We start from the raw sequence: 24,569 nt of genomic DNA, 5'->3' as shown, positions 1-24,569 counted from the left end.
CGCGGCCGGCAGGACCATGAGCACGCTGTACCCGATCCCGCGCCAGGCGCGCCGGCAGGACTTCGTGGCGGCGGCTGGGCAGACTGCGTTCCAGCCGAACACGTTCAAGGTCTACTCGCCGCTCGACCTGCGCGTGCGCATCAAGGGCGTCTCCGGCCGCTTCCTGACGGTGGCGGCGGGCTTCACCGTCGCCCTGCTCGGCCCGGCGCCGAGCTTTCCGGTCGTGACCTTCACCACGCCGAGGGCCGCCGGCGACGTCGTGCGGATCGAGGGGGCGCGCACGCCGGAGCGCGAGACTGACGTCACCTTCGGAGGCGTGATCCGCGCCGCCAACCTCGAGGCCGAGCTCGATAAGGTCGCGGTGTTCGGCCAAGAGGTCCGCCGCGACTTCACGGACGTGGCCGACGCGCTCGACGCCGTAGACGAGGCCGTCGAGCTCATCGCGGGCGGCACGTCGGCGGCGGGCCAGGCCGTCGCGGCCGCGGCCGCGGCCAAGGCCGGCGCCGAGGCGGCCCGCGACGCGGCCGTGTCCTCGCGGGATGCTGCGGCCGGGTCAGCCGGCGGCGCGGCTGGGTCGGCCTCGGCGGCAGGCACAGCGCGCACGGCGGCCGAGGCAGCTCGTGACGCCGCCAGCTCGTTCAAGGATGCGGCGGCGGCCGCGGCGACCAGCGCCGTCACGGCCCGCTCGGGGGCCGATAGCGCTAACGCTGCCGCACAGAGCGCCAATGCTGCCGCGCAGGGCGCTAACACGGCCGCGCAGACCGCACGGGGGCAGGCTGAGGCGGCGCGGGACACCGCGACCCAACAGTCGACGAACGCCGGCAACAGCGCCAGCGCGGCCAACACGGCCCGCAGCCAGGCCGAGAGCGCGCGCGACCAGGCGCAGGCCGCGATGAGCAGCAAGGCGGACCGCGCCAACCCAACGCTCACCGGCATCGCGACGGCGCCGTTGTTTCGAGGGTACGGCGGAGGCGGGATCGGTTTCGTCGATGTGGTGACAGGCGAGGCCGATCGCACCGGCTTCATCGATTTCCGCGATCTGTACGGAAACCGCGTCGGGCTCGTCGGATACGGCCACGCCATAACAAAGCAAATCTCGCTCTACACCGGGCAGGCCGGCGGCTTCTTCAACTTCGTTACAGAGAACGGAGCATTAGGACCGCGCGTCAACGGCAACGAAATCTGGCACGCTGGCAACTTCACGCCCGGTTCGACCGGCGCAACATCCATTCTCTACATCGACACCTATGCGCCTCCCTACAATGTTCGGGCGAACGGCTCGGACATGGCCCCCGCGATCCAGGCAGCGCTGAACGCCGCCGCCGGAATGATCGACGGGCGCGGCTTCGGTGCCGGCTGTGTCGTGCTGCCTCAAGGGGTCATCACCGTTCGCGACACCCTGAATATCGGCTCGTGCGTCAGGCTGATGGGGCAGGGCCGACAGAACACGATGCTGCAGATGGCGGCCGACCGGCAGGACCGAGCGATCATCTCCGTCGGCGACACGATCCTCAGCGGCGTCTCAGACCTGGGGGTGCGGTTCGACGGCGGTCTGCCAGGGATCGAGGCGGCCCGCGGCTTCCTTATTCAGGGCAACTGGGGCAGCTATCGCAACATCAGCGCATGGAATACGGCGGTTGCTTATGCCGTCATCGGCGGAAACAACAACTTGTTTCACCAGTTCTACGCGGCGAGCTATAGCCTGATCGGCCTTCTCAATCAGGGCACTGACACGGTGCAGCAAGACGGTAGTTACCGGGGCGCGATCGATAATTTTTGGGTTCAGGGGCGCCTCGAATGTCCGAACGTGCCGGGCTACGCGCAGTACGGAACGATCCGGCTCATCAATAACTGCGAGGGGCTGAACCTCGATCACATCTCATGCCTGGGCGGCGAGTGGGGCATTATCGCCGACGCGACGACGAACACGCACGGCCGTCGCCCTCAGTACATGACGATCACCAACTCGATGATCGACAGTACCCATCGCGGCAGCAAGCTCGACAAGTGCTCGCAGTCGCGGTTCTCGAACATCTGGTTCTGCGGAGCGGGCGCGCAAACGGGCAACAACCCCGAGGCCGGTGCCTATCCCGGCCTCGATATCGGCGTCGACTGCTTCGACATCTCGGTCGAGGGCGGCTGGTTCAACCAGAACTCAGGGCAGGGCGCCATCGTCAGGCCGGGCGCGAGCGACTGCCGGTTCAACGGCGTCAGCTTCACGACGGCCGGCATTCGAGGCAACCCGATCGGGCTCGACATCGCCGGGACGAATTGTGTCGTCGTCGCCTGCATCTTCAAGAAGGCAACGCCCGGCCACGCGCAAGGAAACATGACGCACAGCGTCGTCCTGCGAAACACCGCGACCACCAACCTGCTCGTCGGCAACATGTCGATGGGGGGACTGCTCTATGACAACCAGAACCCAGGCGGCGGAAACCAGTCGCAGTCGAATATTGGCATGTGAATATCTGAGACGAGGAGACACCATGACTTATCCCGCCATCCCCGCGCCGGCTCGCAGGCTCCTCGGCTTCATCGGCCACACCGAGGCGCCGCGGGGCTACGACACCATCTACGGCAACAACCAGAGCAAGCTGCCGAAGCCGCTCACGTCGATGACCTTCGATGAGGTCGTGGCGGCCGGGCCGAGCTGGACGAAAGCCTACGGCAGCTCGGCCGCCGGCTTCTACCAGTTCATGCGCAACACCCTCGACGCCCCGCGCACCCTCGAGGACATCAAGGGCGAGATGGGGTTGAGCGGCCGCGAGCGCTTCGATCCCGCCCTGCAGGACGCCATGGGCTTCCACCTGCTCGAGCGTCGCGGCTACAGCCGGTTCATGGCGGGACGCCTGAGCGTGACGGCCTTCGGCCTGAACCTCGCGAAGGAATGGGCGAGCTTCCCAGTGCTGCGCGCCTGCAAGGGGCAGCACCGCAAGGTCGAGCGCGGGCAAAGCTACTACGCCGGCGACGGGCAGAACCACGCCCTCGTCACGCCGGAGGCTATCGAGGCGCTGCTCACCGAGATCAGGCCGGCCGGCGCGAGCCAGGCCGAGGCCGCGCCGGTGCCGGCAGCGGTCGCGCCCGTCGAGGCACCGCAGCTCGTGCAGCCCGCCGGCCCGCCGGCCGCCGGCTTCCTCGGCCGGCTCAGATCCCTATTCGGGCGCTCGCAGCCGGCGGCCGCGGCGGTGCCGGTGGCCTCGCCGACGAAGGGCGACCCGACTGTCTACCGCGTGCAGGAGCGGCTGCGGCAGCTCAACTACTACCGCGTCGGCCGGCTCGACGGCGTGGACAGCATCGAGTTCCGCGACGCGGTGGCGGCCGCCCGCAAGGATAACGGGCTCGGCGACGGCGGCTTGGACAGCGCCTTCCTGACCGGCCTCTACAGCTTCGGGCAGCGGCCCGTCTCGGCGAGCCGCGGCGCGATGAAGCTGCCGGAGGCGATCCGCTACCGGCCGGAGGTCATGGCGCCCAACGTCACGGTCGGCGCCACCGGCCTCGCGGGCCTGTTCGCCAGCGTGGCCGGCGGCGCCGGCGTCTTCGACAAGGCCGGCGCCACGGTCGACCGCTTCAACGGCTATCTCGACACGGCCGACGCCTGGGCCACGAAGGGCGCGAGCGTCGCCGCGTTCGTCGGGGCGCACTGGCCCTGGCTCGTCGGCGCCCTCTGCGCCGTCCTCGTCTGGAAGGCGATCGTGGGCCTGGCGGACGGCATCGCCAAGATCAGGGCGGCGGTCTTCTGATGGTCGACCGCAACGGCCATTCGGCCGCCTACCCCGATCGGGCGATCGAGTGGCTGTTCACGGCGCTGATGCTGGCCTGGGGCGGTTGGCTCCTCATGCCCTGGGACACGTTCAAGAGCCCGCAATACGCGCTCCTCGCGGCGATCGCCGGCGAGAGCGTGTGGGGCGCCTGGTCGGTCAGCATCGGCCTGATCCGGGCGGCGGCGCTCTACGTGAACGGCGCGCACCGGCGGACGCCGGCGATCCGGGCGTTCTGCGCCATGCTCGGGTTCGTGTGGTGGCTGGTGCTGGCCTACCTGTTCCTGACCATGCCGGGCGCGCCGCCTTTCGCGGGCTTTAGCTGGTATCCCGTTCTCATGGTCTTCGAGGTCATGTGCATCTGGCGGTCGGCCGCGGACGGCTACCATTCTCGGGCCTTCACACGGCGAGCTGCGAACGCACGATGAGCGTCACGGCCGAGCAGGCGATCAGCGCGATCGTGACGCTCATCGGGAGCGGCGGCCTGGTGGCGATCGTCACCGCCTTCCTTGCCTACAAACAGGAGGCGGCGAAGGGACGCCGCGGCGATCCGGACGGGCGTGTGGTCGCCATGCAGGTGGCCGGGGCGCCCTGCCTGACGCAGAGCAAGGAATTCGAGCTGCTGGCCAACACCATGTCGGCGCTGAGCATCGAGGTCGCGGAGAACAACCGGCTGCTGCGCGCTCAGGCCGAGCGCGTCGAGTTCGAGCATGAGCTCGAGGACCGGGCGACGATGGAGCTGATGCGTCGGTTCGTCCGCGAGCACGGCGCGCCGATGGTCGACCGGCCAGGCGGCCCGCTTAACCGCCGGCGGGGCGATGTAGAGTGACCCTGCGGCCCCCCAAGGCGGCGTTTCCTCCCACTGGCCCGGCGTCCCTCGCCGGGCCATTTTCGTGCGACCCTCGGCGCAGTTGTTCCGTGCGACGATCGCATGAGATCGCCGGCATATCGCACGGCGCCGTGCGCTAAGTTGCTGTAAAGATTGGATTTCGGGATAACTCATTGTCATCAGCCGCGGTCGTCGGCTCACCGGACCTGGACCGTCGCCTCCGGCGCCTCCCTCTAGGGCGCTCGGGCACGAGACAGCTTCGGCCGGACCGCGGTTCGGCAATGGAAGGGCCGCCCAATGGGGCGGCCCTTCGGCTTTTCTCCCAAGGTCTTCGAGACCCAAGTCTCCCGATCCGGCCCGGCGCCCGGTCGATGCCGGCGCGCTCTTTTCCGAATCCAGGATCGTTTGCGGAAGCGCGCTCAGCGCTTCTGGAAGAGGGGCTGGGCCAGCGCCTCGGCCCGGGCCTGCCAGAGGTCGCGCTCCTCGCGGATCTCGGCCAGCGCCTGCATCTCGGACTCGACGTGGCGGCGCAGGTCGCGCAGCTCGTCGGCGAGCATCGCCTGGATCTCGGCGTAGCGCTCGCCCTCGATGCGCAGCTGCGCCTTGAGCAGCATGTTCTCGGCCATCAGCTCGGTGATGTCGGGGTCGCGGGCGGCCTCGGCGGCGGGCGCCGCGACCGTCTCCGGCGCGGTCTCGACGAGGCGGGGCGCCCAGCCCCCCCGATCCGGCTCCCCGCGCTCCTGCACGGGCTCCTCGGCCGCGGAGACGGCCTGGGCGCGGATGGCGGCGAGCCAGTCCCGCAGGGGTGCGGTGGCCGGACGGCCGCCGGCCTCGTGATGGGTGGCGTGGCGGGCAGGTTCGGCCATCGGTGAAGATTTCCTCTCGGTCGTCCTCATCCCATCAGATCATGCTTAACGAAGGGTAAATCTTAACGCCCACCCGCCGTCCCGGATCGGCCGGGTTTGACTTCCCCGTCCGGCCCGCTTATGGCCCGTTCCCCGATCCGACGCCCGGCGTCGACACGAAGCCGACCGGCCCGAGAGGCTGGAGGCCAACGCCCGACAGCGCGTGCGCGCCCTCGGGCGTGCTTCGCGTTGGCGGCACGGCTTTTCCGGATCGCCGACGCGAAACCGAAGGACGCCGTGACAGCCGAGACCCGGACCAGAGACGCCCCGGCGCTGCGCATCGAGGATGCCGTGAACACGCATTGCCCCTGGTCGGGCAAGCCGATCGCGGCCGACGCGCTGACGCTCTACAACGGCGCCGTGGTCGGCTTCTGCGATCCGGCGTGCCGGGACCGGTTCGCGCGGGCCGTCGACGCCTTCGAGGACGCGCTCAGGGCGCGCCGCGTCGAGAACGCCGGGCTCCACCAGTGAGCCGCACCTCTCCAGTCGGGACGCTCTGAGCATGTTCGAGGGCTTGTCCGACCGCCTGTCCGGCATCCTTTCCGGGCTGACGCGCCGCGGCGCGCTGACCGAGGCCGACGTCACCGCCGCCATGCGCGAGGTGCGCCGCGCGCTGCTGGAAGCCGACGTGGCGCTGGAGGTGGTGCGCGGCTTCGTCGACCGGGTCCGGGAGAAGGCCGTCGGCGCGACCGTGCTGAAATCGGTCACGCCGGGGCAGATGGTCGTCAAGATCGTCAACGACGAGCTCGTGGCGATGCTCGGCGCCGAGGCCGAGGTGATCGACCTCAACGCGCCCGCCCCCGTCGCCATCCTGATGGTCGGCCTCCAGGGCTCGGGCAAGACCACCACCACCGCCAAGATCGCCCGGCGCCTGTCGGGCCGCGAGAAGCGCCGGGTGCTGCTCGCCTCCCTCGACACCCGCCGCCCGGCGGCGATGGAGCAGCTCGCGGTCCTCGCCAAGCAGGTCGAGGTCGAGAGCCTGCCGATCGTCGCCGGCCAGTCGGCGGTGCAGATCGCGAGGCGGGCCATGGACGCGGCCCGGCTCGGCGGCTTCGACGTGGTGATGCTCGACACCGCCGGCCGCACCACGGTCGACGAGAGCCTCATGAACGAGGCCGCCGAGGTGAAGGCGGCCACCAAGCCCCACGAGGTGCTGCTGGTCGCCGACGCGCTCACCGGCCAGGACGCGGTCAACACGGCGCGGGCCTTCGACGAGCGCCTCGGCGTCACCGGCATCGTGCTCACCCGCATGGACGGCGATTCCCGCGGCGGCGCGGCGCTCTCCATGCGCGCCGTCACGGGCAAGCCGATCAAGCTCGTCGGCGTCGGCGAGAAGGTCGACGCGCTGGAGGAGTTCCATCCCGCCCGCGTCGCCAACCGCATCCTCGGCATGGGCGACATCGTCTCGCTCGTCGAGAAGGCGGCGGAGACGATCGATCAGGAACAGGCCCTTCGCACCGCCGAGAAGATGCGGAAGGGCAAGTTCGATCTCGAAGACCTGTCCATGCAGCTCGGCCAGATGGAGAAGATGGGCGGCATCGGCGGCCTCATGGGCATGCTGCCGGGCATGGGCCAGATCAAGAAGCAGGTCGAGGGCGCCAACCTCGACGAGCGGATGTTCAAGCGCCAGCGGGCGATCATCTCCTCGATGACGCCGGGGGAGCGCAGGAACCCCGACCTCCTCAAGAACTCCCGCAAGAAGCGCATCGCGGCAGGCGCCGGCGTCAAGGTCGAGGAGATCAACAAGCTCCTCAAGATGCACCGGACCATGGCCGACATGATGAAGGCGATGGGCTCGGGCAAGCGCGGCATCGGACAGGCACTGGGCTCGATGTTCGGGCTCGGCGGCGGGGGCATGCCGGGCATGGGAGGGGGGATGGGCGGCGGCATGCCGGGCCTGCCGCCGGGGATGCCCGAGCCGAGCCCGGAGCAGATCGCGGCGCTGGAGAAGCAGTTCGGCGGCAAGCTTCCGCCGATGCCGCCGGGCCTCGGCGGCGGCATGCCGAAGATGCCGGGCCTGCCGGGCCTGGGCGGCGCCAAACTGCCGGGCCTCGGCGGCTTCCTGCCGGGCAAGAAGAAGTGACGATCCTGTCCGCGCAGGGGGTCGACCCCGAACTGGCGGGCCTGCGCGAGAGCATCGACAACTTCGATGCCGCGCTGATCCATCTGCTCGCCGAGCGTTTCCGCTGCACGCAGCGGGTCGGCGAGCTGAAGGCCCGCAAGGGCCTGCCTCCCTCCGATCCGGGCCGGGAGGCGCGTCAGGTCAAACGCCTGAGAAACCTCGCGGTCGAGGCCAAGCTCGACCCCGATTTCGCCGAGAAGTTCCTCGCCTTCGTGGTCAAGGAAGTCATTCGGCACCACCGGACGATCGCCGAAAGCGTCGATCAGAACGCCGATCTCATTCAAAGCACCGAAAGGAAAGACTGATGTCCCTCAAGATCCGCCTCACCCGCGGCGGCGCCAAGAAGCGCCCCTACTACCGCATCGTCGTCGCCGACGCCCGCGCCCCCCGCGACGGCCGCTTCATCGAGAAGGTCGGCGCCTACGACCCGATGAAGGCCAAGGACGATCCGGCCCGCGTGGTGCTCGACAACGAGAAGATCGCCTCCTGGCTGCAGAAGGGCGCCCAGCCGACCGACCGCGTCCTGCGCTTCCTCGACGCCGCCGGCCTCGCCAAGCGCCCGGCCCGCAACAACCCGAAGAAGGCCGAGCCCGGCGAGAAGGCCAAGGAGCGGGCCGAGAAGCGGGCCGAGAAGGCCGCCGCGCCCGCCGAGGACGCCGCCGCCTGAGGCGCGCAGGATGACCCGCCGTCCCCCCGGCTCTTCCCTCCGCGGGGACGGCGCTCGCCGTCCGCGTCCGTCCGGCCGCCTGAGCGGCGAGGCCGAGACCTCGGCCCGCCGCCCGCCACCCGCCGCCCCCGAGCCGCCGCAAGCGGCCCCGGAAGGCTCCGGCCTCGTGCTGCTCGGCGAGTTCGGCCGGGCGCAGGGGCTAGCCGGCGAGGTCCGCCTCAAGTCCTACACCGCGGACCCGAAGGGGATCGCGGGCTACGGCCCCCTCGTCGCGACCGACGGGCGGCTCTTCGAGATCGCGTCCCTGCGGCAGGCCCCGGGCGGGGCGCCCGACATCCTCGTCGCGCGGGTGAAGGGCGTGGCGAGCCGCGAGGCCGCCGAGGCGCTCAACCGCATCGCCCTCCACGTGCATCGCGAAAGGCTCGGCGCGCCCGAGGACGAGGACGAGTTCCTGGCGACCGACCTCGTCGGGCTCGCCGTCTTCGATCCGCAGGGCCGCGAGATCGGCCGCCTGCGCGGCGTCGAGAACTATGGCGGCGGCGATCTTCTCGAGATCGTTCCGCTCGCTGGCGGCGCCAGCGCGCTCCTGCCCTTCACCAAGGCCTTCGTGCCGAGCCTCGACGTGGCCGGCGGCCGCATCACCGTCGACGCGCCGGACGATCTTTTCGATCCGCCGGGCCCGCGCCCCAAGGACGAGCCGGCCTGAAGGACCGTCTCATATCGTTTCCGGTTGCTTGGCTCGGTCGGCGCTTCTCCTCCCCGCAAGGGGGAGGAGAGAAGGCGCAGCGCCGAGCCGAGCAACCGGAAACCGATCAGGCCGCGTGCCGCCGGCTCCGGCCGGCGATCCCGGCCGAGGCCGTCACGACGCAGCCGATGGCGAGCCACTGAAGCGCTGTCAGGCGCTCGCCGAGAAGGGTGAGCGCGCAGAGCGCGGCCACCGCCGGCTCCAGGCTCATCAGGACGCTGAAGACCTGCCGGTCGAGGCGGCCGAGGGCGAACATCTCCAGCGAGTAGGGCAGCGCGCTCGACAGCACCGCCACCGCGAGCCCCAGGGCGAGGACGGCCGGCGACAGCAGCGCCTGGCCCGCCTGGACGAGGCCGAAGGGCAGCGTCACCAGGGCGGCGACGCTCATCCCGAGAGAGACGGCGAGCCCGCCATCGATGCGCGCCGCCCGCTGCCCGAACAGGATGTAGAGCGCCCAGCACAGGCCGGCGGCGAGCGCCAGGGCGATCCCGGCAGGATCGAGCGCCGTCCCGCCGTCGAGGGGCAGCAGCAGGCCGAGCCCCAGCACCGCGAGCCCGATGAAGGCGAAGTCCGCGGCACGGCGGGACGCCGCGATGGCGAGGCCGAGGGGGCCGACGAACTCCACCGCCACCGCGATCCCGAGGGGGATCGTGCGCAGCGACAGGTAGAACAGCAGGTTCATCGCCCCGAGCGCCGCCCCGTAGAGGGCGATGGCGCCGATGTCCCGCAGGGTGGCGGAGCGCCGCCAGGGCCGCCAGATCGCGGCGAGGATGAGCGCCGAGAAGCCGACGCGCAGCGCCGTCACGCCGGTCGCCCCGACGAGGGGAAACAGCGACTTGGCGAGCGAGGCCCCGGCCTGGATCGAGACCATGCCGGCGACGAGCGCCGCCACCGGCAGCAGGGCCGAGGGCGGCGCTCCGGCCGGGCCGGGCTTCACAGCACGAAGCGGCTGAGGTCGGCGTTGGCGGCGAGGTTAGCGACGCGCTCGCGCACGTAGGCCGCGTCGATCGCGATGCGCTCGCCGGAGCGGTCGGTGGCGGTGAAGGAGATCTCGTCGATGACCCGCTCCAGCACCGTCTGGAGGCGGCGGGCGCCGATGTTCTCCACCGAGCCGTTCACGTCCACGGCGACGCGGGCGAGCGCGTCGACGGCGTCCTCGCTGAAGACCAGCTCCACGCCCTCCGTCTCCATCAGCGCGGTCGTCTGCTTGAGCAGGCTCGCCTCGGTGGCGGTGAGAATCTGCTTGAAGTCCTCCACCGTAAGCGGTTGCAGCTCCACGCGGATCGGCAGGCGGCCCTGCAGCTCCGGCAGCAGGTCGGAGGGCTTCGAGACGTGGAAGGCGCCCGACGCGATGAACAGGATGTGGTCGGTCTTCACCGGCCCGTGCTTCGTCGCCACCGTCGTGCCCTCGATGAGGGGCAGGAGGTCGCGCTGCACGCCCTCGCGGGAGACGTCGGCGCCGGAGCGACTCTCGCGGGCGCAGATCTTGTCGATCTCGTCGAGGAAGACGATGCCGTTGTCCTCGACCTCGCGGATCGCCTCCTGCACCAGCGCGTCGGAATCGACGAGCTTGTCGGATTCCTCGGCCAGGAGCGGCGCGTAGGCGTCGGCGACGGTCATGCGGCGGGGCTTGCCCTTAGCCCCGGCAAACGCCTTGCCGAGCATGTCGCCGAGGTTGATCGCACCCATCGAGGCACCGGGCATGCCGGGGATCTCGAACATCGGCAGGCCCTGGGGCTGGCCGCCGGAGAGCTCGATCTCGACCTCCTTGTCGTCGAGCTGGCTGTCGCGGAGCTTCTTGCGGAAGCTCTCCCGGGTGGCCTGGCTGGCGGTGGGGCCGACGAGGGCGTCGAGGATGCGCGCCTCGGCCGCGGCCTCCGCCTTCGCCTGCACGGACTTGCGCTTCTCCTCGCGCACGAGGCCGATGCCGACCTCCACGAGGTCGCGCACGATCTGCTCGACGTCGCGGCCGACATAGCCGACCTCGGTGAACTTCGTGGCCTCGACCTTGAGGAAGGGCGCCCCGGCGAGCCGCGCGAGGCGGCGCGCGATCTCGGTCTTGCCGCAGCCGGTCGGGCCGATCATCAGGATGTTCTTCGGCGCCACCTCCTCGCGCAGCGGCCCTTTCAGCTGCTGGCGCCGCCAGCGGTTGCGCAGCGCGATGGCGACGGCACGCTTGGCGTCGCCCTGGCCGACGATGAAGCGGTCGAGCTCGGAGACGATCTCGCGGGGTGAGAAGGTGGTCATGTCAGGCCGTCTCCAGGCTCTCGATGACGAGGTTGCCGTTGGTGTAGACGCAGATCTCGGCGGCGATGCCCATGGCGCGGCGCACGATCGCCTCGGCGTCGAGGTCGGTGTCCTCGAGCGCGCGGGCGGCGGCGAGGGCGTAGTTGCCGCCCGAGCCGATCGCCATGACGCCGCCCTCCGGCTCCAGCACGTCGCCCGACCCAGAGAGCAGCAGCCCGACCTCCCGGTCGGCCACCAGCATCATCGCCTCCAGGCGCCGCAGGTAGCGGTCGGTGCGCCAGTCCTTGGTGAGCTCGACGCAGGCGCGGGTGAGCTGGCCGGGATACTGCTCCAGCCGCGCCTCCAGGCGCTCGAACAGGGTGAAGGCGTCCGCCGTCGCGCCCGCGAAGCCGCCGATCACCGCGCCCATGGCGAGCCGCCGGACCTTGCGGGCGTTGCCCTTCACGATGGTCTGGCCGAGGCTGACCTGCCCGTCGCCGCCGACGACGACGCGGCCGCCCTTGCGCACCATCAGGATCGTCGTCGCGTGCATGCTCGGGGGGGCGTGGGGCTCGGTCAACGCGGTCTCCGTGGATGAAGATCGCCCGGAGGTAAGCGTCGCCGGCCGGAAATGCCAACGCCTCCGGGCAGCGCGCGCAAGGCGTGAGCCGGCGCATATTTTTTATCCACCCCCTTGACGCGGGGGGCCCTTCGGGTGCGAACCCCCCGCGAAACCATCGAAGCCCCGGGACACACGCCATGACCGCCTCCCCGTCGCCGCTGTCGGACCTCTCGCAGGAGGCCCTCTCCGACCTGCGCCGTTCGCTCCGCGAGGAGTACGAGGCGCTGAAAGGCCGTGGCCTCAAGCTCGACATGACCCGCGGCAAGCCCGCCCCCGAGCAGCTCGACCTCGCCGCCGAGATGCTGGCGCTTCCGGGCAACCGCGACACCACCGCCGAGGACGGCACGGACGCGCGCAACTACGGCAACCTCCAGGGTCTCTCGGAGACCCGCGCGCTGTTCGCGCCGGTGCTCGGCGCGCCGGCCGACCAGGTGGTCGTCGCCAACAACTCCAGCCTCGCGCTGATGCACGACACGCTCGTCTATGCGCTGCTCAAGGGCGTGCCCGGCGGCAAGGGCCCGTGGTCGAAGGATACCGACATCGCCTTCCTTTGCCCGGTGCCGGGCTACGATCGCCACTTCACCCTCTGCGAGGGCTTCGGCATCCGCATGATCCCGATCGAGATGACCGGGGAGGGGCCGGACATGGACGCGGTCGAGGCCGCCGTCGCCGACCCGGCGGTGAAGGGAATATGGTGCGTGCCCCAGTACTCGAACCCGAGCGGGGAGACCTACAGCGAGGCGACCGTGAAGCGGCTTGCCGCGATGAAGACCGCCGCCCCGGACTTCCGGCTGATGTGGGACAACGCCTACGTCGTCCACCATCTCACGGACTCGCGCCCGCAGCTCGCCAATATCCTCGACGCCTGCGCGGAGGCGGGCCACCCGGACCGGGCCATCGTCTTCGCCTCGACCTCGAAGGTGACGATCGCCGGCGCGGGCCTCGCGCTGCTCGCCTCCTCGCCCGCCAACGTGCGCTGGTACCTCGCCCAGGCCGGGCGCCGCAGCATCGGGCCGGACAAGCTCAACCAGCTCCGCCACGTGCGCTTCCTGCGCGATGCCGCCGGCATCGATGCGCACATGGACCAGCACCGGGCGCTGATCGGCCCGAAGTTCGCCGCGGTGGAGCAGGCCTTCTCCGCCCGTCTCGACGGCCGGGACGTCGCCCGCTGGAGTCGGCCCGAGGGCGGCTACTTCGTCACCCTCGACGTCACCGACGGCACCGCGGGGCAAGTCGTAAGTCTCGCCAAGGAGGCCGGCATCGCGCTGACGCCGGCCGGGGCCACCCACCCCTACGGCCGCGACCCCCACGACCGGACGCTACGCATCGCGCCGACTTTCCCGAAGCTCGAGGAGGTTCGGCTGGCCGCCGAGGGCGTGGCGCTGTGCACGCTGCTCGCCGCCGTCGAGAAGCGCATCGGGGCCTGAGCGACCGATCGGACCGGCGCAGGCTACACCACCACGGTGATCGCCTGCGCCGCCCGTGTCAGGCCGGTGTAGAGCCAGCGGGCGCGGTGCTCGCGGAAGGCGTAGGACTCGTCGAAAAGGACCACCCGGTCCCATTGCGAGCCCTGCGCCTTGTGGACGGTGAGCGCGTAGCCGTAGGTGAACTCGTCGGTCTCCCGGCGTAGATATGCGGGGATCTCCTCCTCCGAGCCCTCGATCACCGCGCGCAGCACCTTGATGTCGGTGGGACGGCGGCGCAGCGCCGGGTCGTCCTCAGGGACCACGTCGAGGCGGACCGTGTCCGGACGCGGGGCCGCGCGAAGCGCATGGACCGTCCAGGTCGAGCCGTTGAGCAGGCCCTTGGTACGGTCGTTCCTGAGGCACACGAGCTTCTCGCCCACCGCCGGCATCGGGTCGGTCTGGCCTCGAAGCGCGCGAAGCCGCCCGTTGTAGAGCCGGCGGGTCTTGTTCAGGCCGACGAGCACCTGGTCGGCGTCGAGCACGAGATTCGGGTCGATCGTGCGGCGCGAGACCACGCGGCTCTCGCCGTACTCCCCGAGCGACAGGCGGCCGCCCTCGCGCACGGTCATCGCCATGCGCACGATCGGGTCGTCGGCGGCCTGGCGGTGCACGTCGGTGAGCATCACGTCGGGCTCGGCCTCGGTGAAGAAGCCACCGCCCCGCACGGGCGGGAGCTGGGCGGGGTCGCCGAGCACCAGCACCGGCTTGCCGAAGGAGAGGAGATCGTTGCCGAGGTCGGAATCGACCATCGAGCACTCGTCGATGACGATGAGGTCGGCCTTCGCCGCCGGGCCGGAGCGGTTGAGGGTGAAGCTCGGGCCGCCCTCGTCGCCCTCCTTGGTCCGGTAGATCAGGGCGTGGATGGTCGAGGCGTCGTGGCAGCCCTTCTGGCGCATCACGGAGGCCGCCTTGCCGGTGAAGGCGCCGAACACCACCGTGCCGTCGACGTCGTCGGCGATGCGGCGGGCAAGCGTCGTCTTGCCGGTGCCGGCATAGCCGAACAGCCGGAACACCTGCGGCTCGCCGTCCCTGATCCAATCGGCGATGGCTTTGAGCGCCGCGTCCTGCTGCGGCGCGAATCGTGTCGGGACCGCCTCGCTCACGGCCAGCGCACGGTGGGCGGTAGCGAGGACAGGATCGAGGCGACGTTGCCGCCGGTCTTCAGGCCGAAGATGGTGCCGCGGTCGTAGAGCAGGTTGAACTCCACGTAGCGCCCGCGCCGCACCTGCTGCTCCCACCGGTCGGCCTCGGTCCAGGGGGTGGCGAGGTTGGCGCGCACGATGGCCGGATAGGCCTCGAGGAAGGCGAGGCCGACGTCGCGGGTGAAGGCGAGGTCGGCCTGGGGCGCGCCCGTCCAGTGGTAGTCGTAGAAGATGCCGCCGATGCCGCGGGGCTCGTCCCGGTGCGCGAGGTGGAAGTACTCGTCGCACCACTCCTTGTAGCGGGCGTAGTCGGCGGCGGGCGCGTGCGCCTCGCAGGCCCGGCGCAGCGCCCCGTGGAAGACCTGCGTGTCGGGATCGGCCTGCGTCCGGCGCCGGTCGAGCACGGGGGTGAGGTCGGCCCCGCCCCCGAACCACGCCTTCGTCGTGACGACGAAGCGGGTGTTCATGTGCACCGTCGGCACGTTCGGGTTCCAGGGGTGGGCGATGAGCGAGATGCCGGTGGCGAAGAAGCGGGGGTCCTCCATCGCGCCGGGCATCTGGGCGCGGAACTCGGGCGCGAACTCCCCGTGCACCGTCGAGATGTGGACGCCGGCCTTCTCGAAGACGCGGCCCTTGAGCATCCCCATCTCGCCGCCGCCGCCCGGCGCGCCGGTATGGTCGGTTCGCACCCAGGGCGTCCTTACGAAGGTGCCGGGCTCAGGTGGCGCGTCGGCGTCGAAGGGGCCATCGGCCTCCCGCTCGATCGCCTCGAGGGCGCCCGTGATGCGGTCGCGCAGCGTCCGGAACCAGGCGGCGGCCTCGCCCTTCAGGGCGGCGAGGTCGCCGGGGTCCGGCGCCGGGGCGGCGTTCAGGGCGGATCGGCGGTCGGCCTTCGCATCGCTCATGGGAAGGCTTTTCCACCCCGGCGCCGATCCGTCAATTTGGGATCGGGTTCGGGCGGGGCGCCCGCTCAGGTGTCGGTCTGGCGAATCGCCTCGCCGACGATCATCGCCGCCGCCACCGCGACGTTGAGGGAGCGCATCCCGGTCCGCATCGGCACGCGCACGCGGGCCTCGGCCGCCGCGTGGACCGCCTCCGGCACGCCGGCCGATTCCCGGCCGACCATCACGCAGTCGCCGTCGCGGAACGCGAACCCCGTATAGGGCAGGGCCCCGGCGGTGGTGGCGAGCACCAGCCGGTGCCCGGCCTCCCGCCGCCAGGCGTCGAAGGCGCTCCAGGAGACGTGCCGCCGGACCTCCACGGCGTCGAGATAGTCGAGCCCGGAGCGGCGCAGGTGCCGGTCGGACACGTCGAAGCCCGCCGGCTCGATGAGGTCGACGGCGAGCCCCAGGCAGGCCGCCATGCGCAGCATCGTGCCCGTGTTCTGGGGGATGTCGGGCTGGTAGAGGGCGAGGCGGAGCACGGTCGGAGTGGGAGGCCTGGGCGCGGGTCTGGGTTGCCGGCGCGGCATCGCGCGCCGCTTGGCTTGCGGTCAAGGAGACTTACATCAGGGTCTCCCCCGATCGGACCCCTCATGTTCCTCGACTGGCTCGAGCGCCGCATCGACCCGTTCGCGCCCTTCGACGAGGAGCGCATGCCGCCGAAGACCGTGCTCGGCTTCGCGGCCTTCTACCTGCGCCCGATCCGCGGGCCGCTCCTGGCGCTGCTCGCCATCGCCATCGTCGCGGGCGGGCTCGAAGCCTCGCTCTACCTCGTGATGCGCTGGTTCATCGACCTCCTCGGCAGCGCCGACCGGGCGACGATCCTCGGCGACCACGCCGGCGAGATCGCGGCTGCGGCTTTCCTCGTGCTCGTGGCGCGCCCGGTCTCGATCTGGCTGCACGAGGCGCTCTCGAACCAGCTCGTGGTGCCCCAATCCACGAGCCAGATCCGCTGGCGCACGCATCTCTACACGCTCGGCCACTCGCTCTCGTACTTCCAGGCGGACTTCGCCGGGCGGCTCGCCAACCGGGTCGTCCAGGCGGGGCCGGCGGTGCGCGAGCTCGCCGTCACCTTCATCGACACGCTACTCTACGTGGCGATCTACGCGATCACCGCGATCGGCTTGTTCTCGTCGATCTCGCCCTGGCTGGCGCTGCCGGTGGTGGTCTGGGTGGCGCTCTACGCCTGGCTCACCGTCTGGTTCGTGCCCCGCGCCCGCGAGCGCTCCCACGCCACCGCCGACACCCGCTCGACGCTGATCGGGCGGATCGTGGACAGCTACACCAACATCCTCACCGTCAAGCTCTTCGCCCGCACGCAGGAGGAGCGCGCGGCCGTGCGCGGGGCGATGGACGTCCACACCCGCGCCTACCTGCACCAGTTCCGCCTCGTCACCCTGACGACGAGCCTGCTCGGCATCCTCAACAGCCTGCTGCTGGTCTCGACCGCCGCCGCCTGCCTGATGCTCTGGCGGGCCGAGAGCCTCTCCACCGGCGAGGCCGCGGCCGGGCTCGCCCTAGTGCTGCGCCTCATCGCCATGTCGGGCTGGGTGATGCAGACCGTGCGCGGCGTCTTCGAGAATGTCGGCGTCATCCAGGAGAGCATGCAGACGATCTCCCGGCCCCACGCCATCACCGATGCGCCGGGCGCCGTGCCGCTGAAGGTCACCCGCGGCGAGATCCGCTTCGAGGGCGTCGACTTCCACTACGGGCGCGGCGACGCCAGCGTGATCGAGGGGCTGAACCTGCGCATCGCGCCCGGGGAGAAGGTCGGGCTCGTCGGCGTCAGCGGCGCGGGCAAGACCACGATCACCTCGCTGCTGCTCCGCCTCCACGATCTCGAGGGCGGGCGCATCCTCGTCGACGGGCAGGACATCGCCGGCGTCACCCAGGATTCGCTGCGCGGCGCCATCGCCATGGTCTCGCAGGACACCTCGCTCCTGCACCGCTCGATCCGCGACAACATCGCCTACGGGCGGCCCGAGGCCCGCGAGGCGGAGATCGAGGAGGCCGCCCGCCTCGCCCATGCCGACGCCTTCATCCGCGGCCTCGTCGACCACAAGGGCCGGCGGGGCTACGAGGCGCAGGTCGGCGAGCGGGGCGTCAAGCTCTCCGGCGGCCAGCGCCAGCGCATCGCCATCGCCCGCGTGCTCCTCAAGGACGCGCCGATCCTGATCCTCGACGAGGCGACCTCCGCCCTCGATTCGGAGGTCGAGGCGGCGATCCAAGAGAGCCTCGACACGCTGATGCAGGGCAAGACCGTGCTCGCCATCGCCCACCGCCTCTCGACCATCGCCGCCCTCGACCGGCTGGTGGTGATCGACCGGGGGCGGATCGTCGAGGAGGGCACCCACGCCTCGCTCGTTTCGAAGGGCGGGCTCTACGCGCGGCTCTGGACGCGGCAGTCCGGCGGCTTCCTCGGCGACGGTGTCGACGAGCGGGAGCGAAAGCGTCGGAATTCCGACGCCTTGTCCGGCTAGACACCCCTCACGATCAGGCCGCCGCGCGGCCCCGGACCCTGTTTTTCGAGTTTGATGTCATGACGGCATATCCGCTCGCGGCCACCGCCGCGCGGGGACGGCCCCCCTATCCCCATCCCGTGGCGCGGGAGCTGCGGGCGACGCTCGCGCTCTCGGGGCCTCTCGTCCTCACCAACCTCGCCCAGCACGGGCTCGTCGCCGCCGACGTGGTGATGCTCGGCCGCATGGGCGCGACTCCGCTCGCGGCGGCGACGCTGGCGTCGAGCCTCTACTTCATCCTGTTCATTGGCGGCATCGGCCTGACCTCGGCGGTCGCTCCGCTGATCGCGGGCGCTCTCGGCCGGAACGCCGCCGACCGGGACGAGCCCCGCCGCCTCGTGCGCGCCGGATTCTTCGCGGCGAGCCTCGTCTGCGCGCCGCTGATGCTCGGCCTCTGGCACACCGGGGCGCTGCTCGCGGCGATCGGGGAGCCGGCCGAGCTCGCCGCGCTCGCCGGCGCCTACATGCGCACCCTGCAATGGGCGATGTGGCCGGCGCTGCTGTTCATGGTCCTGCGCGGCGCGCTCTCGGCGCTCGGGCGGCCGGGCTGGGCGCTGGCGGCGAGCCTCGCGGCGCTGCCCGTCAACGTCGCGCTGGGCCTCGTCCTCGCCTTCGATCCCGGCCCCTTCGGACTGGGTCTCGGCCTCGGCCCGGCGGGGATCGGCATCGCCACGACCTGCGCGGCCGCCTTCAGCCTGGCGGTGGTCTGCGGCATCGTGCTCGTCGACCCGCGCCTGCGCCGCTACCGGCTGCTGCACGGGTTCTGGCGGCTCGATCCGGCGCGCCTCGCGGCGGTGCTGCGGCTCGGCGCGCCGATGGCCGCGACCGGCCTCGCCGAGGCCGGGCTGTTCGAGGCGGCGGCGCTCGGCATGGGCCTGTTCGGGGCGGGACAGCTCGCCGCCCATGCGGTGGCGATCCAGATCGCGGCGATCTGCTTCATGGTGCCGAACGGCATCGCCCAGGCCGCGACCGTGCGGGTCGGCCTCGCCTTCGGCGCGCGGGACGGGGAGGGGATCCGGCGGGCCGGACGGGTGGCGCTCGGCCTCGCCTTCGGCTTCATGAGCCTGTGCGCGCTCGTGCAGCTCAGCGTCCCGGAGCGCCTGATCGGCCTGTTCATCGACCTCTCGGCGCCGGGCAACGCGGCGGTCGCGCCCTACGCGGTCGGCTTCGTGGGGTTGGCTGCTCTGTTCGCGGTGGCCGACGGCGTGCAGTCGGTGACGCTCGGGATGCTGCGCGGCCTCCAGGACGCGCGGGTGCCGATGCTGATCGCGGTCGGCGGCTACTGGGGCATCGGCGTGCCGGCGGGCGCGGCCCTGGCCTGGTGGGTCGGCCTCCAGGGCTACGGGATCTGGATCGGCTTCTGCGCCGGGCTGTTCGTGGTCGCCGTGCTGCTCGTCGCCCGCTGGCGGCACCTCGCCGCCCGGCGAGCACGGCCGCAGGTCTCGCATCCCGTCGAGAGCCCGCCGTCAGGCCGCTGATCGGGCCGGCGGAGAGGGGGCTCTTCGACGCCTTCCGGCGGACATGGCAGGCCTTCGTCGGACCGCGCGGGACATCCGGCGGCGGTCGCGCGAGGGCGGCGGCCGTCTGTCAGGGCCGCGCGCCCCGTGCCGGGAGGCCTCGATCATCCGGCAGCAGGGTTCCTCCGGAACCTCCGCGCGCCCGAGCGGAGCCGCCGCGTAAAGAGGCCGCAGCCGTCCGTCCGGGGGTGGCCGGCCACGGCCGCGCGGCGCCTTCCGCCGTCCCGATGCATCTTTGATACAGGGGTGCGCCGGGGCTCCGGCTCGGCTTGACTTCCGGCGGCGCGACGACGCATTGCACAGTTTAGAATAATGATGCTTCGGTCCTGAGCGCGGACCGACGCCCTCCGGACGCCACCGGGTAAGGCAGCGCCCTCCCGAGACGTCCGCCTGAATGGAGTTCTCGACCTTGGCGAACCCCTCCGCCACGCCCTCCACAGCCGGCGACGCATCCCTTCACGACGGCTCCCGCCGCGACTTCCTGTTCCTCGCCACCGGGGCCGGCCTCGCCGTCGGCGCCGGCGCCGTGGCTTGGCCGCTCGTCGCCTCGATGGCCCCCGACGCGGCGGTGATCGCCGCCGGCGCCCCGATCGAGGTCGATCTCGCCCCGATCCAGGAGGGCCAGATCATCAACGTGTTCTGGCGCGGCAAGCTGATCTTCGTGCGCAACCGCTCCGAGAAGGAGGTCAAGGAGGCCGACGCGGTCAAGATGAGCGAGCTCATCGACCCGCAGGCCGACTCGGCGCGCGTCAAGAAGGGCCACGAGAAGTGGCTCGTCGTCTACGGCAACTGCACCCATCTCGGCTGCGTGCCGATCGGTCATTCGGGCCCCTACGACGGCTGGTTCTGCCCCTGCCACGGCTCGCTCTACGACACGTCCGGCCGCGTCCGCCGCGGCCCCGCCCCCACGAACCTTCCCGTGCCTCCCTACGCCTTCCAGTCGGACACCAAGATCCGCATCGGCGAGGAAGGACCCAAGGAAGGCAAGGCCGCGGCCTGAGGAACGAGAGGAAGCGGATCACGCCCATGAGCGCACACGGCAACACCTACGTGCCCAAGAGCCGCCTCGCCAAATGGTTCGAGAGCCGGCTGCCGATCGCCGGGCTCGTGCACTCGTCCTTCATCGCCTACCCGGTGCCGCGCAACCTAAACTATTTCTGGACCTTCGGCGCCATCCTCTCGGCGATGCTCGGCGTCCAGATCATCACCGGCGTCTGGCTCGCCATGCACTACGAGCCCTCCGCCGCGGGGGCCTTCAACTCCGTCGAGCACATCATGCGCGACGTGAACTACGGCTGGCTGCTGCGCTACGCCCACGCCAACGGCGCCTCGATGTTCTTCGTGGCCGTTTACGTGCACATCTTCCGGGCGCTCTACTACGGGTCCTACAAGGCCCCCCGCGAGGTGCTCTACATCCTCGGCGTCGTCATCTACCTCCTGATGATGGCCACCGCCTTCCTCGGCTACACCCTGCCGTGGGGCCAGATGAGCTTCTGGGGCGCCACCGTCATCACCAACATCCTGGCGGCGATCCCGGTGGTCGGCGACACCATCCAGAGCCTGCTCTGGGGCGGCTACTCGGTCGGCAACCCGACGGTGAACCGCTTCTTCTCGCTGCACTACCTGCTGCCATGGATGATCGCCGGCGTCGTCGTGCTGCACGTCTGGGCGCTGCACGTGACCGGGCAGAACAACCCCGCCGGCATCCCGATCAAGTCGGGCAAGGACGCGGTGCCCTTCACCCCCTACGCGACGGTCAAGGACGTGTTCGCCACCGTGGCGTTCATGATCCTGTTCGCGTGGTTCATCTTCTTCCAGCCGAACTATCTCGGCCACGCCGACAACTACGTCCCCGCCAACCCCGCCGTGACCCCGGCCCACATCGTGCCCGAGTGGTACTTCCTGCCGTTCTACGCGATCCTGCGGGCGGTTCCTGACAAGCTCGGCGGCGTCATCCTGATGTTCGGCGCGGTGATGATCCTGGCGCTCGCGCCGTGGCTCGACACCTCGCGGATCCGATCCTGCAACTACCGGCCGATCTACCGGCAGTTCTTCTGGGTGTTCTTCGCGGTGTGCATCATCCTCGGCTGGCTCGGCGCCAAGCCCCCCGAGGGCGGCTACGTCATCGCGGCGCGGGTCTGCACCTTCTACTACTTCGCCCACTTCCTGATCGTGATGCCGCTCGTCGGCCTGTTCGAGACCCCGAAGGCCCTGCCGGGCTCGATCCTCGAGAGCGTCACCGGTCCGGGCAAGCAGGTGAGCGGGTCCGGCGTGCCCGCCGGCGCGGCAGCCGCGCCGTCGACCAAGGGCTGAGGGCAGGGAAGACCAGCATGACCATCTCCCTGTCCATCCTCGCCCGCCGCGCGGGCCCGCTTCTGGCGGCCTCGCTCCTGGCGCTCTCGCTCGGCACCGCCGCCTCCGGCGCGGCGGAGGCCCCGCAGCCGCCCCGCCAGAAGTGGAGCTTCGCGGGCGCCCTCGGCACCTTCGACCAGGCCCAGCTCCAGCGGGGCTTCCAGGTCTACAAGGAGGTCTGCTCCGCCTGCCACAGCATGACGCTGGTGCGCTTCCGCAACCTCGCGGAGCCGGGCGGCCCGGGCTACTCGGCCAATCAGGTCAAGGCGCTGGCAGCGACCTACCAGGTCAAGGACGGCCCGAACGATTCCGGCGAGATGTTCGAGCGGCCCGGCCGCCCGGCCGATGCCTTCCCGGCGCCGTTCCCCAACGACAAGGCGGCGGCCGCCGCCAACGGCGGCAAGGCGCCGCCGGACTTCTCGGTGCTCGCCAAGGCCCGCACCTACGAGCGCGGCTTCCCCTGGTTCGTCACCGACGTGATGCCCTTCGTCGGCTACTCGGAGCAGGGGGTCGACTACATCCACGCCCTGCTGGTCGGCTACGAGGAGGCGCCCAAGGGCATGGATGTGCCGGAAGGGACCCATTACAACAAGTACTACCCCGGCCACCTCATCGCGATGCCCAATCCCATCAGCGACGGGCAGGTGACCTACCCGAAGACCGACAAGGGCGAGCCGGTCGTGCCGGAGACGGTCGACCAGTACGCCAAGGACGTGGCGGCCTTCATGGCCTGGGCGGCCGAGCCGCACATGGTCGCCCGCAAGGCGCTCGGCTTCCGGGTGATCCTGTTCCTGATCGTGCTCAGCGCGCTGCTCTACTACGTGAAGAAGCGCATCTGGGCGGATGTCGGCGGCGAGGTCCACGGCCTCCAGCCGGAGCTGCACAAGGCGTACTGACGGCCCGCGCGAGGGTCGCAGACGCATCGGACGGGCCCCTCGCGGGCCCGTTTCCGTTCCGGCGCCGGGGCACTGTTGCCGCGATGCCGCCGCGCGCGGGCCCGCGCATGCTAACCATCCGCCCGGAGGGGCGCGGAGGCAGGCCTCGCCGGGGCCGACGGCTCCGGTCCCGGGCCGGCAGCACAGGGAGACGACTGCATGGCGAAAGCGGTGCTCGGCGTGATGGGCGGGTCCGGGGTCTACGACCTGCCGGGCCTCGAGGACATTCGCGAGGAGAGGATCGAATCGCCCTGGGGCGAGCCCTCCGACGCCCTGCGCATCGGCCGGATCGGCGATACGCCGGTGGTGTTCCTGGCCCGGCACGGGCGGGGCCACCGCTTCTCGCCGTCCGGCATCAACTACCGGGCGAACATCGACGTTCTGAAGCGGGCGGGCGTCACCGACCTCGTCGCGCTCTCCGCCTGCGGCTCGTTCCGGGCGGAGCTGCATCCGGGCCTGTTCGTACTCGTCGACCAGTTCGTCGACCGGACCCATGCCCGCGCCTCCTCGTTCTTCGGGAACGGTTGCGTCGCCCACGTCTCTCTGGCCCATCCGGTCGGGCCGGGCCTGCAGAAGCGCATCGCCGCGGCGGCGGAGGCCGAGGGGATCGTGGTGCAGCGGGGCGGCACCTATGTCTGCATGGAAGGCCCGCAGTTCTCGACCTTCGCCGAGTCGGCCTTCCACAAGGCGCAGGGCTTCGACGTGATCGGCATGACCAACATGCCCGAGGCCAAGCTCGCCCGCGAGGCCGAGATCACCTATGCCACCATCGCCATGGTCACGGACTTCGACTGCTGGCACCCTGGCCACGACGCCGTCGACGTCGCCTCGGTGATCGCGGTGGCCCGCGCCAACGCCGACCGGGCCGCCCGGCTCGTGGCACGCCTCGCCCGCGACTTCCCCGCCGAGCGCGAGGACTGCCCCGCGGGCTCGCACCGGGCGCTCGACGGCGCCATCATGACCGCCCCCGCCCAGCGCGACCCAGCGCTGCTCGCCAAGCTCGACGCGGTGGCCGGCCGCGTCCTGAACGGATAGAGCATCGTCCGCCGAAGTGGCTTCCGGTTCGGCGCCAGACAATGCGGCTCAACACAAGCGCGGCTCGCTTTCGGCGATCGCCGGATCAGCGAAAGCGATCCGCGCGGGCATTCATCATTCGCGCGGGCAAACCCTTTTCCGCGCGGGTGTTTCCGGACTAGAAGGCGGCCTTTCCCGGACGAGCCCGAGCATGCGATCCGCCAGCATCAGCCGCCGCACGGCGGAGACCGACGTCAGCGTGACGGTCGCCCTCGACGGCACCGGCTGCGCCGCCGTGTCGACGGGGGTCGGCTTTCTCGACCACATGCTGGAGCTCCTGGCCCGCCACGCGCTGTTCGACATTGAGGCGAAGGTGACGGGCGATTTGCATGTCGACCAGCACCACACCACCGAGGATACCGGCATCGCGCTCGGCCAGGCCTTCCTGAAGGCGCTCGGCGAGAAGCGGGGCATCGGCCGCTACGCCGACATTCACCTGCCCATGGACGAGGCGCTGACGCGGGTCGCCGTCGACGTCTCGGGCCGGCCGTTCCTGGTGTTCCGCACCCGCTTCCCCACCGAGAAGATCGGCGCCTTCGACAGCGAGCTCGTGCGCGAGTGGTTCCAGGCCTTCGCTATGAACGCCGGGCTGACGCTCCACGTCGAGACCCTCTACGGCGACAACTCCCACCACATCGCCGAGAGCTGCTTCAAGGGACTGGCGCGGGCGTTGCGGCAGGCGGTGGCGGTGGATCCCCGCGAGGACGGGCGCGTGCCCTCCACGAAGGGGTCGCTCTGAAGCACGCGCT

Annotated in this window: 24 protein-coding genes; 17 read left to right on the top strand and 7 right to left on the bottom strand. The window is 71.0% G+C overall.

Annotated features, from left to right (window positions below):
* Positions 1-16: 16 nt before the first annotated feature.
* The 4 genes from MFF04_RS08355 to MFF04_RS08340 are packed head-to-tail and all read left to right on the top strand — an operon-like array spanning position 17 to position 4,587.
* Positions 17-2,464, top strand: a complete 2,448-nt coding sequence (locus tag MFF04_RS08355) for a hypothetical protein (RefSeq protein ID WP_238275011.1) — start codon at positions 17-19, stop codon at positions 2,462-2,464.
* Positions 2,465-2,486: 22 nt separating this feature from the next.
* On the top strand, positions 2,487-3,740 hold the full coding sequence (locus MFF04_RS08350) for a lysozyme family protein (protein WP_238275009.1): 1,254 nt from the start codon (positions 2,487-2,489) through the stop codon (positions 3,738-3,740).
* Positions 3,740-4,186, top strand: coding sequence for a hypothetical protein (locus MFF04_RS08345; RefSeq protein WP_238275006.1), 447 nt, complete (start codon positions 3,740-3,742; stop codon positions 4,184-4,186). Before MFF04_RS08350 ends, MFF04_RS08345 begins: the two co-directional genes overlap by 1 nt.
* On the top strand, positions 4,183-4,587 hold the full coding sequence (locus tag MFF04_RS08340) for a hypothetical protein (RefSeq protein WP_238275004.1): 405 nt from the start codon (positions 4,183-4,185) through the stop codon (positions 4,585-4,587). Before MFF04_RS08345 ends, MFF04_RS08340 begins: the two co-directional genes overlap by 4 nt.
* A 419-nt stretch (positions 4,588-5,006) precedes the next feature.
* Here the strand turns inward: MFF04_RS08340 and MFF04_RS08335 are convergent, their stop codons facing one another.
* Positions 5,007-5,453 (bottom strand): hypothetical protein, encoded by a 447-nt coding sequence (locus MFF04_RS08335; RefSeq protein ID WP_238275003.1) that lies wholly within the window; start codon positions 5,451-5,453, stop codon positions 5,007-5,009.
* 276 nt (positions 5,454-5,729) lie between these two features.
* Between MFF04_RS08335 and MFF04_RS08330 the strand changes: the two genes are divergently transcribed.
* Genes MFF04_RS08330 through rimM form a run of 5 tightly spaced genes read left to right on the top strand, consistent with a single transcriptional unit; the run spans position 5,730 to position 8,987 of the window.
* A complete protein-coding gene (locus MFF04_RS08330) occupies positions 5,730-5,963 on the top strand; it encodes a glutathione S-transferase (RefSeq protein ID WP_238275001.1) in 234 nt (77 codons plus the stop codon).
* Positions 5,964-5,994: 31 nt separating this feature from the next.
* On the top strand, positions 5,995-7,575 hold the full coding sequence (gene ffh / locus MFF04_RS08325; protein ID WP_238274999.1) for a signal recognition particle protein: 1,581 nt from the start codon (positions 5,995-5,997) through the stop codon (positions 7,573-7,575).
* Positions 7,572-7,919 carry a chorismate mutase gene (locus MFF04_RS08320; protein WP_238274997.1) on the top strand — a complete coding sequence of 116 codons (348 nt, stop codon included), beginning with the start codon at positions 7,572-7,574 and terminating at the stop codon, positions 7,917-7,919. Before ffh ends, MFF04_RS08320 begins: the two co-directional genes overlap by 4 nt.
* Positions 7,919-8,281 carry a 30S ribosomal protein S16 gene (gene rpsP, locus MFF04_RS08315; RefSeq protein ID WP_238274995.1) on the top strand — a complete coding sequence of 121 codons (363 nt, stop codon included), beginning with the start codon at positions 7,919-7,921 and terminating at the stop codon, positions 8,279-8,281. The genes MFF04_RS08320 and rpsP overlap by 1 nt, the downstream gene beginning before the upstream one ends.
* Before the next feature lie 10 nt (positions 8,282-8,291).
* On the top strand, positions 8,292-8,987 hold the full coding sequence (gene rimM / locus MFF04_RS08310) for a ribosome maturation factor RimM (RefSeq protein ID WP_238274994.1): 696 nt from the start codon (positions 8,292-8,294) through the stop codon (positions 8,985-8,987).
* A gap of 106 nt (positions 8,988-9,093) precedes the next feature.
* Here the strand turns inward: rimM and MFF04_RS08305 are convergent, their stop codons facing one another.
* The 3 genes from MFF04_RS08305 to hslV all read right to left on the bottom strand — a co-directional run bounded on the left by MFF04_RS08305 (position 9,094) and on the right by hslV (position 11,805).
* On the bottom strand, positions 9,094-9,897 hold the full coding sequence (locus MFF04_RS08305) for an EamA family transporter (RefSeq protein WP_238275076.1): 804 nt from the start codon (positions 9,895-9,897) through the stop codon (positions 9,094-9,096).
* Between the two features lie 62 nt (positions 9,898-9,959).
* The gene (gene hslU, locus MFF04_RS08300) at positions 9,960-11,273 is read right to left on the bottom strand and encodes an ATP-dependent protease ATPase subunit HslU (RefSeq protein ID WP_238274993.1); all 1,314 of its coding nucleotides are present in this window, start codon (positions 11,271-11,273) and stop codon (positions 9,960-9,962) included.
* A gap of 1 nt (position 11,274) precedes the next feature.
* Entirely contained in the window at positions 11,275-11,805 is a 531-nt protein-coding gene (gene hslV, locus MFF04_RS08295) for an ATP-dependent protease subunit HslV (protein ID WP_238275075.1), read from the bottom strand.
* A 206-nt stretch (positions 11,806-12,011) separates the two neighbouring features.
* Between hslV and MFF04_RS08290 the strand changes: the two genes are divergently transcribed.
* Positions 12,012-13,301, top strand: coding sequence for an aspartate aminotransferase type Ic (locus tag MFF04_RS08290; RefSeq protein ID WP_238274992.1), 1,290 nt, complete (start codon positions 12,012-12,014; stop codon positions 13,299-13,301).
* Between the two features lie 23 nt (positions 13,302-13,324).
* Here MFF04_RS08290 and MFF04_RS08285 read toward each other — a convergent pair whose 3' ends face one another.
* From MFF04_RS08285 to MFF04_RS08275, 3 genes are all read right to left on the bottom strand, one after another.
* A complete protein-coding gene (locus tag MFF04_RS08285) occupies positions 13,325-14,443 on the bottom strand; it encodes an ATP-dependent DNA helicase (RefSeq protein WP_238274991.1) in 1,119 nt (372 codons plus the stop codon).
* Complete coding sequence (gene hemF, locus MFF04_RS08280) at positions 14,440-15,387, bottom strand: oxygen-dependent coproporphyrinogen oxidase (RefSeq protein WP_238274990.1); 948 nt, start codon at positions 15,385-15,387, stop codon at positions 14,440-14,442. The genes MFF04_RS08285 and hemF overlap by 4 nt, the downstream gene beginning before the upstream one ends.
* A gap of 65 nt (positions 15,388-15,452) precedes the next feature.
* Positions 15,453-15,905 (bottom strand): tRNA (cytidine(34)-2'-O)-methyltransferase, encoded by a 453-nt coding sequence (locus MFF04_RS08275; RefSeq protein ID WP_238274989.1) that lies wholly within the window; start codon positions 15,903-15,905, stop codon positions 15,453-15,455.
* A 111-nt stretch (positions 15,906-16,016) separates the two neighbouring features.
* On the opposite strand from MFF04_RS08275, the gene MFF04_RS08270 reads away from it, so the two are divergent.
* The 7 genes from MFF04_RS08270 to hisB all read left to right on the top strand — a co-directional run bounded on the left by MFF04_RS08270 (position 16,017) and on the right by hisB (position 24,559).
* Positions 16,017-17,903 carry an ABC transporter ATP-binding protein gene (locus tag MFF04_RS08270; protein WP_238274987.1) on the top strand — a complete coding sequence of 629 codons (1,887 nt, stop codon included), beginning with the start codon at positions 16,017-16,019 and terminating at the stop codon, positions 17,901-17,903.
* A 59-nt stretch (positions 17,904-17,962) separates the two neighbouring features.
* Positions 17,963-19,420, top strand: coding sequence for an MATE family efflux transporter (locus MFF04_RS08265; protein WP_238274985.1), 1,458 nt, complete (start codon positions 17,963-17,965; stop codon positions 19,418-19,420).
* Positions 19,421-19,853: 433 nt separating this feature from the next.
* Positions 19,854-20,459: a ubiquinol-cytochrome c reductase iron-sulfur subunit gene (gene petA, locus MFF04_RS08260; RefSeq protein ID WP_238274983.1), complete on the top strand. Its 606-nt coding sequence runs from the start codon at positions 19,854-19,856 to the stop codon at positions 20,457-20,459.
* A 26-nt stretch (positions 20,460-20,485) separates the two neighbouring features.
* Positions 20,486-21,772, top strand: a complete 1,287-nt coding sequence (locus tag MFF04_RS08255) for a cytochrome b (RefSeq protein WP_238274981.1) — start codon at positions 20,486-20,488, stop codon at positions 21,770-21,772.
* Between the two features lie 17 nt (positions 21,773-21,789).
* Complete coding sequence (locus tag MFF04_RS08250) at positions 21,790-22,707, top strand: cytochrome c1 (RefSeq protein WP_238274979.1); 918 nt, start codon at positions 21,790-21,792, stop codon at positions 22,705-22,707.
* A gap of 198 nt (positions 22,708-22,905) precedes the next feature.
* A complete protein-coding gene (locus MFF04_RS08245) occupies positions 22,906-23,781 on the top strand; it encodes an S-methyl-5'-thioadenosine phosphorylase (protein WP_238274978.1) in 876 nt (291 codons plus the stop codon).
* Between the two features lie 190 nt (positions 23,782-23,971).
* On the top strand, positions 23,972-24,559 hold the full coding sequence (hisB, locus tag MFF04_RS08240; RefSeq protein ID WP_238274977.1) for an imidazoleglycerol-phosphate dehydratase HisB: 588 nt from the start codon (positions 23,972-23,974) through the stop codon (positions 24,557-24,559).
* Positions 24,560-24,569: the final 10 nt, after the last annotated feature.

The organism is Methylobacterium jeotgali (assembly GCF_022179345.1).
Lineage (GTDB): Bacteria > Pseudomonadota > Alphaproteobacteria > Rhizobiales > Beijerinckiaceae > Methylobacterium > Methylobacterium jeotgali.
Note: the sequence above shows the minus strand (reverse complement) of the source record. Positions and strands in the feature narration are given on the sequence as shown.

Bases quoted from the DNA above. Each gene is read 5' to 3' on its own strand.
- rimM (WP_238274994.1), top strand. From the start codon at position 8,292: ATGACCCGCCGTCCCCCCGGCTCTTCCCTCCGCGGGGACGGCGCTCGC.
- MFF04_RS08245 (WP_238274978.1), top strand. From the start codon at position 22,906: ATGGCGAAAGCGGTGCTCGGCGTGATGGGCGGGTCCGGGGTCTACGAC.
- MFF04_RS08340 (WP_238275004.1), top strand. From the start codon at position 4,183: ATGAGCGTCACGGCCGAGCAGGCGATCAGCGCGATCGTGACGCTCATC.
- MFF04_RS08255 (WP_238274981.1), top strand. From the start codon at position 20,486: ATGAGCGCACACGGCAACACCTACGTGCCCAAGAGCCGCCTCGCCAAA.
- MFF04_RS08355 (WP_238275011.1), top strand. From the start codon at position 17: ATGAGCACGCTGTACCCGATCCCGCGCCAGGCGCGCCGGCAGGACTTC.
- MFF04_RS08345 (WP_238275006.1), top strand. From the start codon at position 3,740: ATGGTCGACCGCAACGGCCATTCGGCCGCCTACCCCGATCGGGCGATC.
- MFF04_RS08305 (WP_238275076.1), bottom strand. From the start codon at position 9,897: ATGGTCTCGATCCAGGCCGGGGCCTCGCTCGCCAAGTCGCTGTTTCCC.
- hslU (WP_238274993.1), bottom strand. From the start codon at position 11,273: ATGACCACCTTCTCACCCCGCGAGATCGTCTCCGAGCTCGACCGCTTC.
- hisB (WP_238274977.1), top strand. From the start codon at position 23,972: ATGCGATCCGCCAGCATCAGCCGCCGCACGGCGGAGACCGACGTCAGC.
- MFF04_RS08270 (WP_238274987.1), top strand. From the start codon at position 16,017: ATGTTCCTCGACTGGCTCGAGCGCCGCATCGACCCGTTCGCGCCCTTC.
- MFF04_RS08250 (WP_238274979.1), top strand. From the start codon at position 21,790: ATGACCATCTCCCTGTCCATCCTCGCCCGCCGCGCGGGCCCGCTTCTG.
- MFF04_RS08265 (WP_238274985.1), top strand. From the start codon at position 17,963: ATGACGGCATATCCGCTCGCGGCCACCGCCGCGCGGGGACGGCCCCCC.
- hslV (WP_238275075.1), bottom strand. From the start codon at position 11,805: ATGCACGCGACGACGATCCTGATGGTGCGCAAGGGCGGCCGCGTCGTC.
- rpsP (WP_238274995.1), top strand. From the start codon at position 7,919: ATGTCCCTCAAGATCCGCCTCACCCGCGGCGGCGCCAAGAAGCGCCCC.
- MFF04_RS08350 (WP_238275009.1), top strand. From the start codon at position 2,487: ATGACTTATCCCGCCATCCCCGCGCCGGCTCGCAGGCTCCTCGGCTTC.
- MFF04_RS08335 (WP_238275003.1), bottom strand. From the start codon at position 5,453: ATGGCCGAACCTGCCCGCCACGCCACCCATCACGAGGCCGGCGGCCGT.
- ffh (WP_238274999.1), top strand. From the start codon at position 5,995: ATGTTCGAGGGCTTGTCCGACCGCCTGTCCGGCATCCTTTCCGGGCTG.
- petA (WP_238274983.1), top strand. From the start codon at position 19,854: ATGGAGTTCTCGACCTTGGCGAACCCCTCCGCCACGCCCTCCACAGCC.
- hemF (WP_238274990.1), bottom strand. From the start codon at position 15,387: ATGAGCGATGCGAAGGCCGACCGCCGATCCGCCCTGAACGCCGCCCCG.
- MFF04_RS08290 (WP_238274992.1), top strand. From the start codon at position 12,012: ATGACCGCCTCCCCGTCGCCGCTGTCGGACCTCTCGCAGGAGGCCCTC.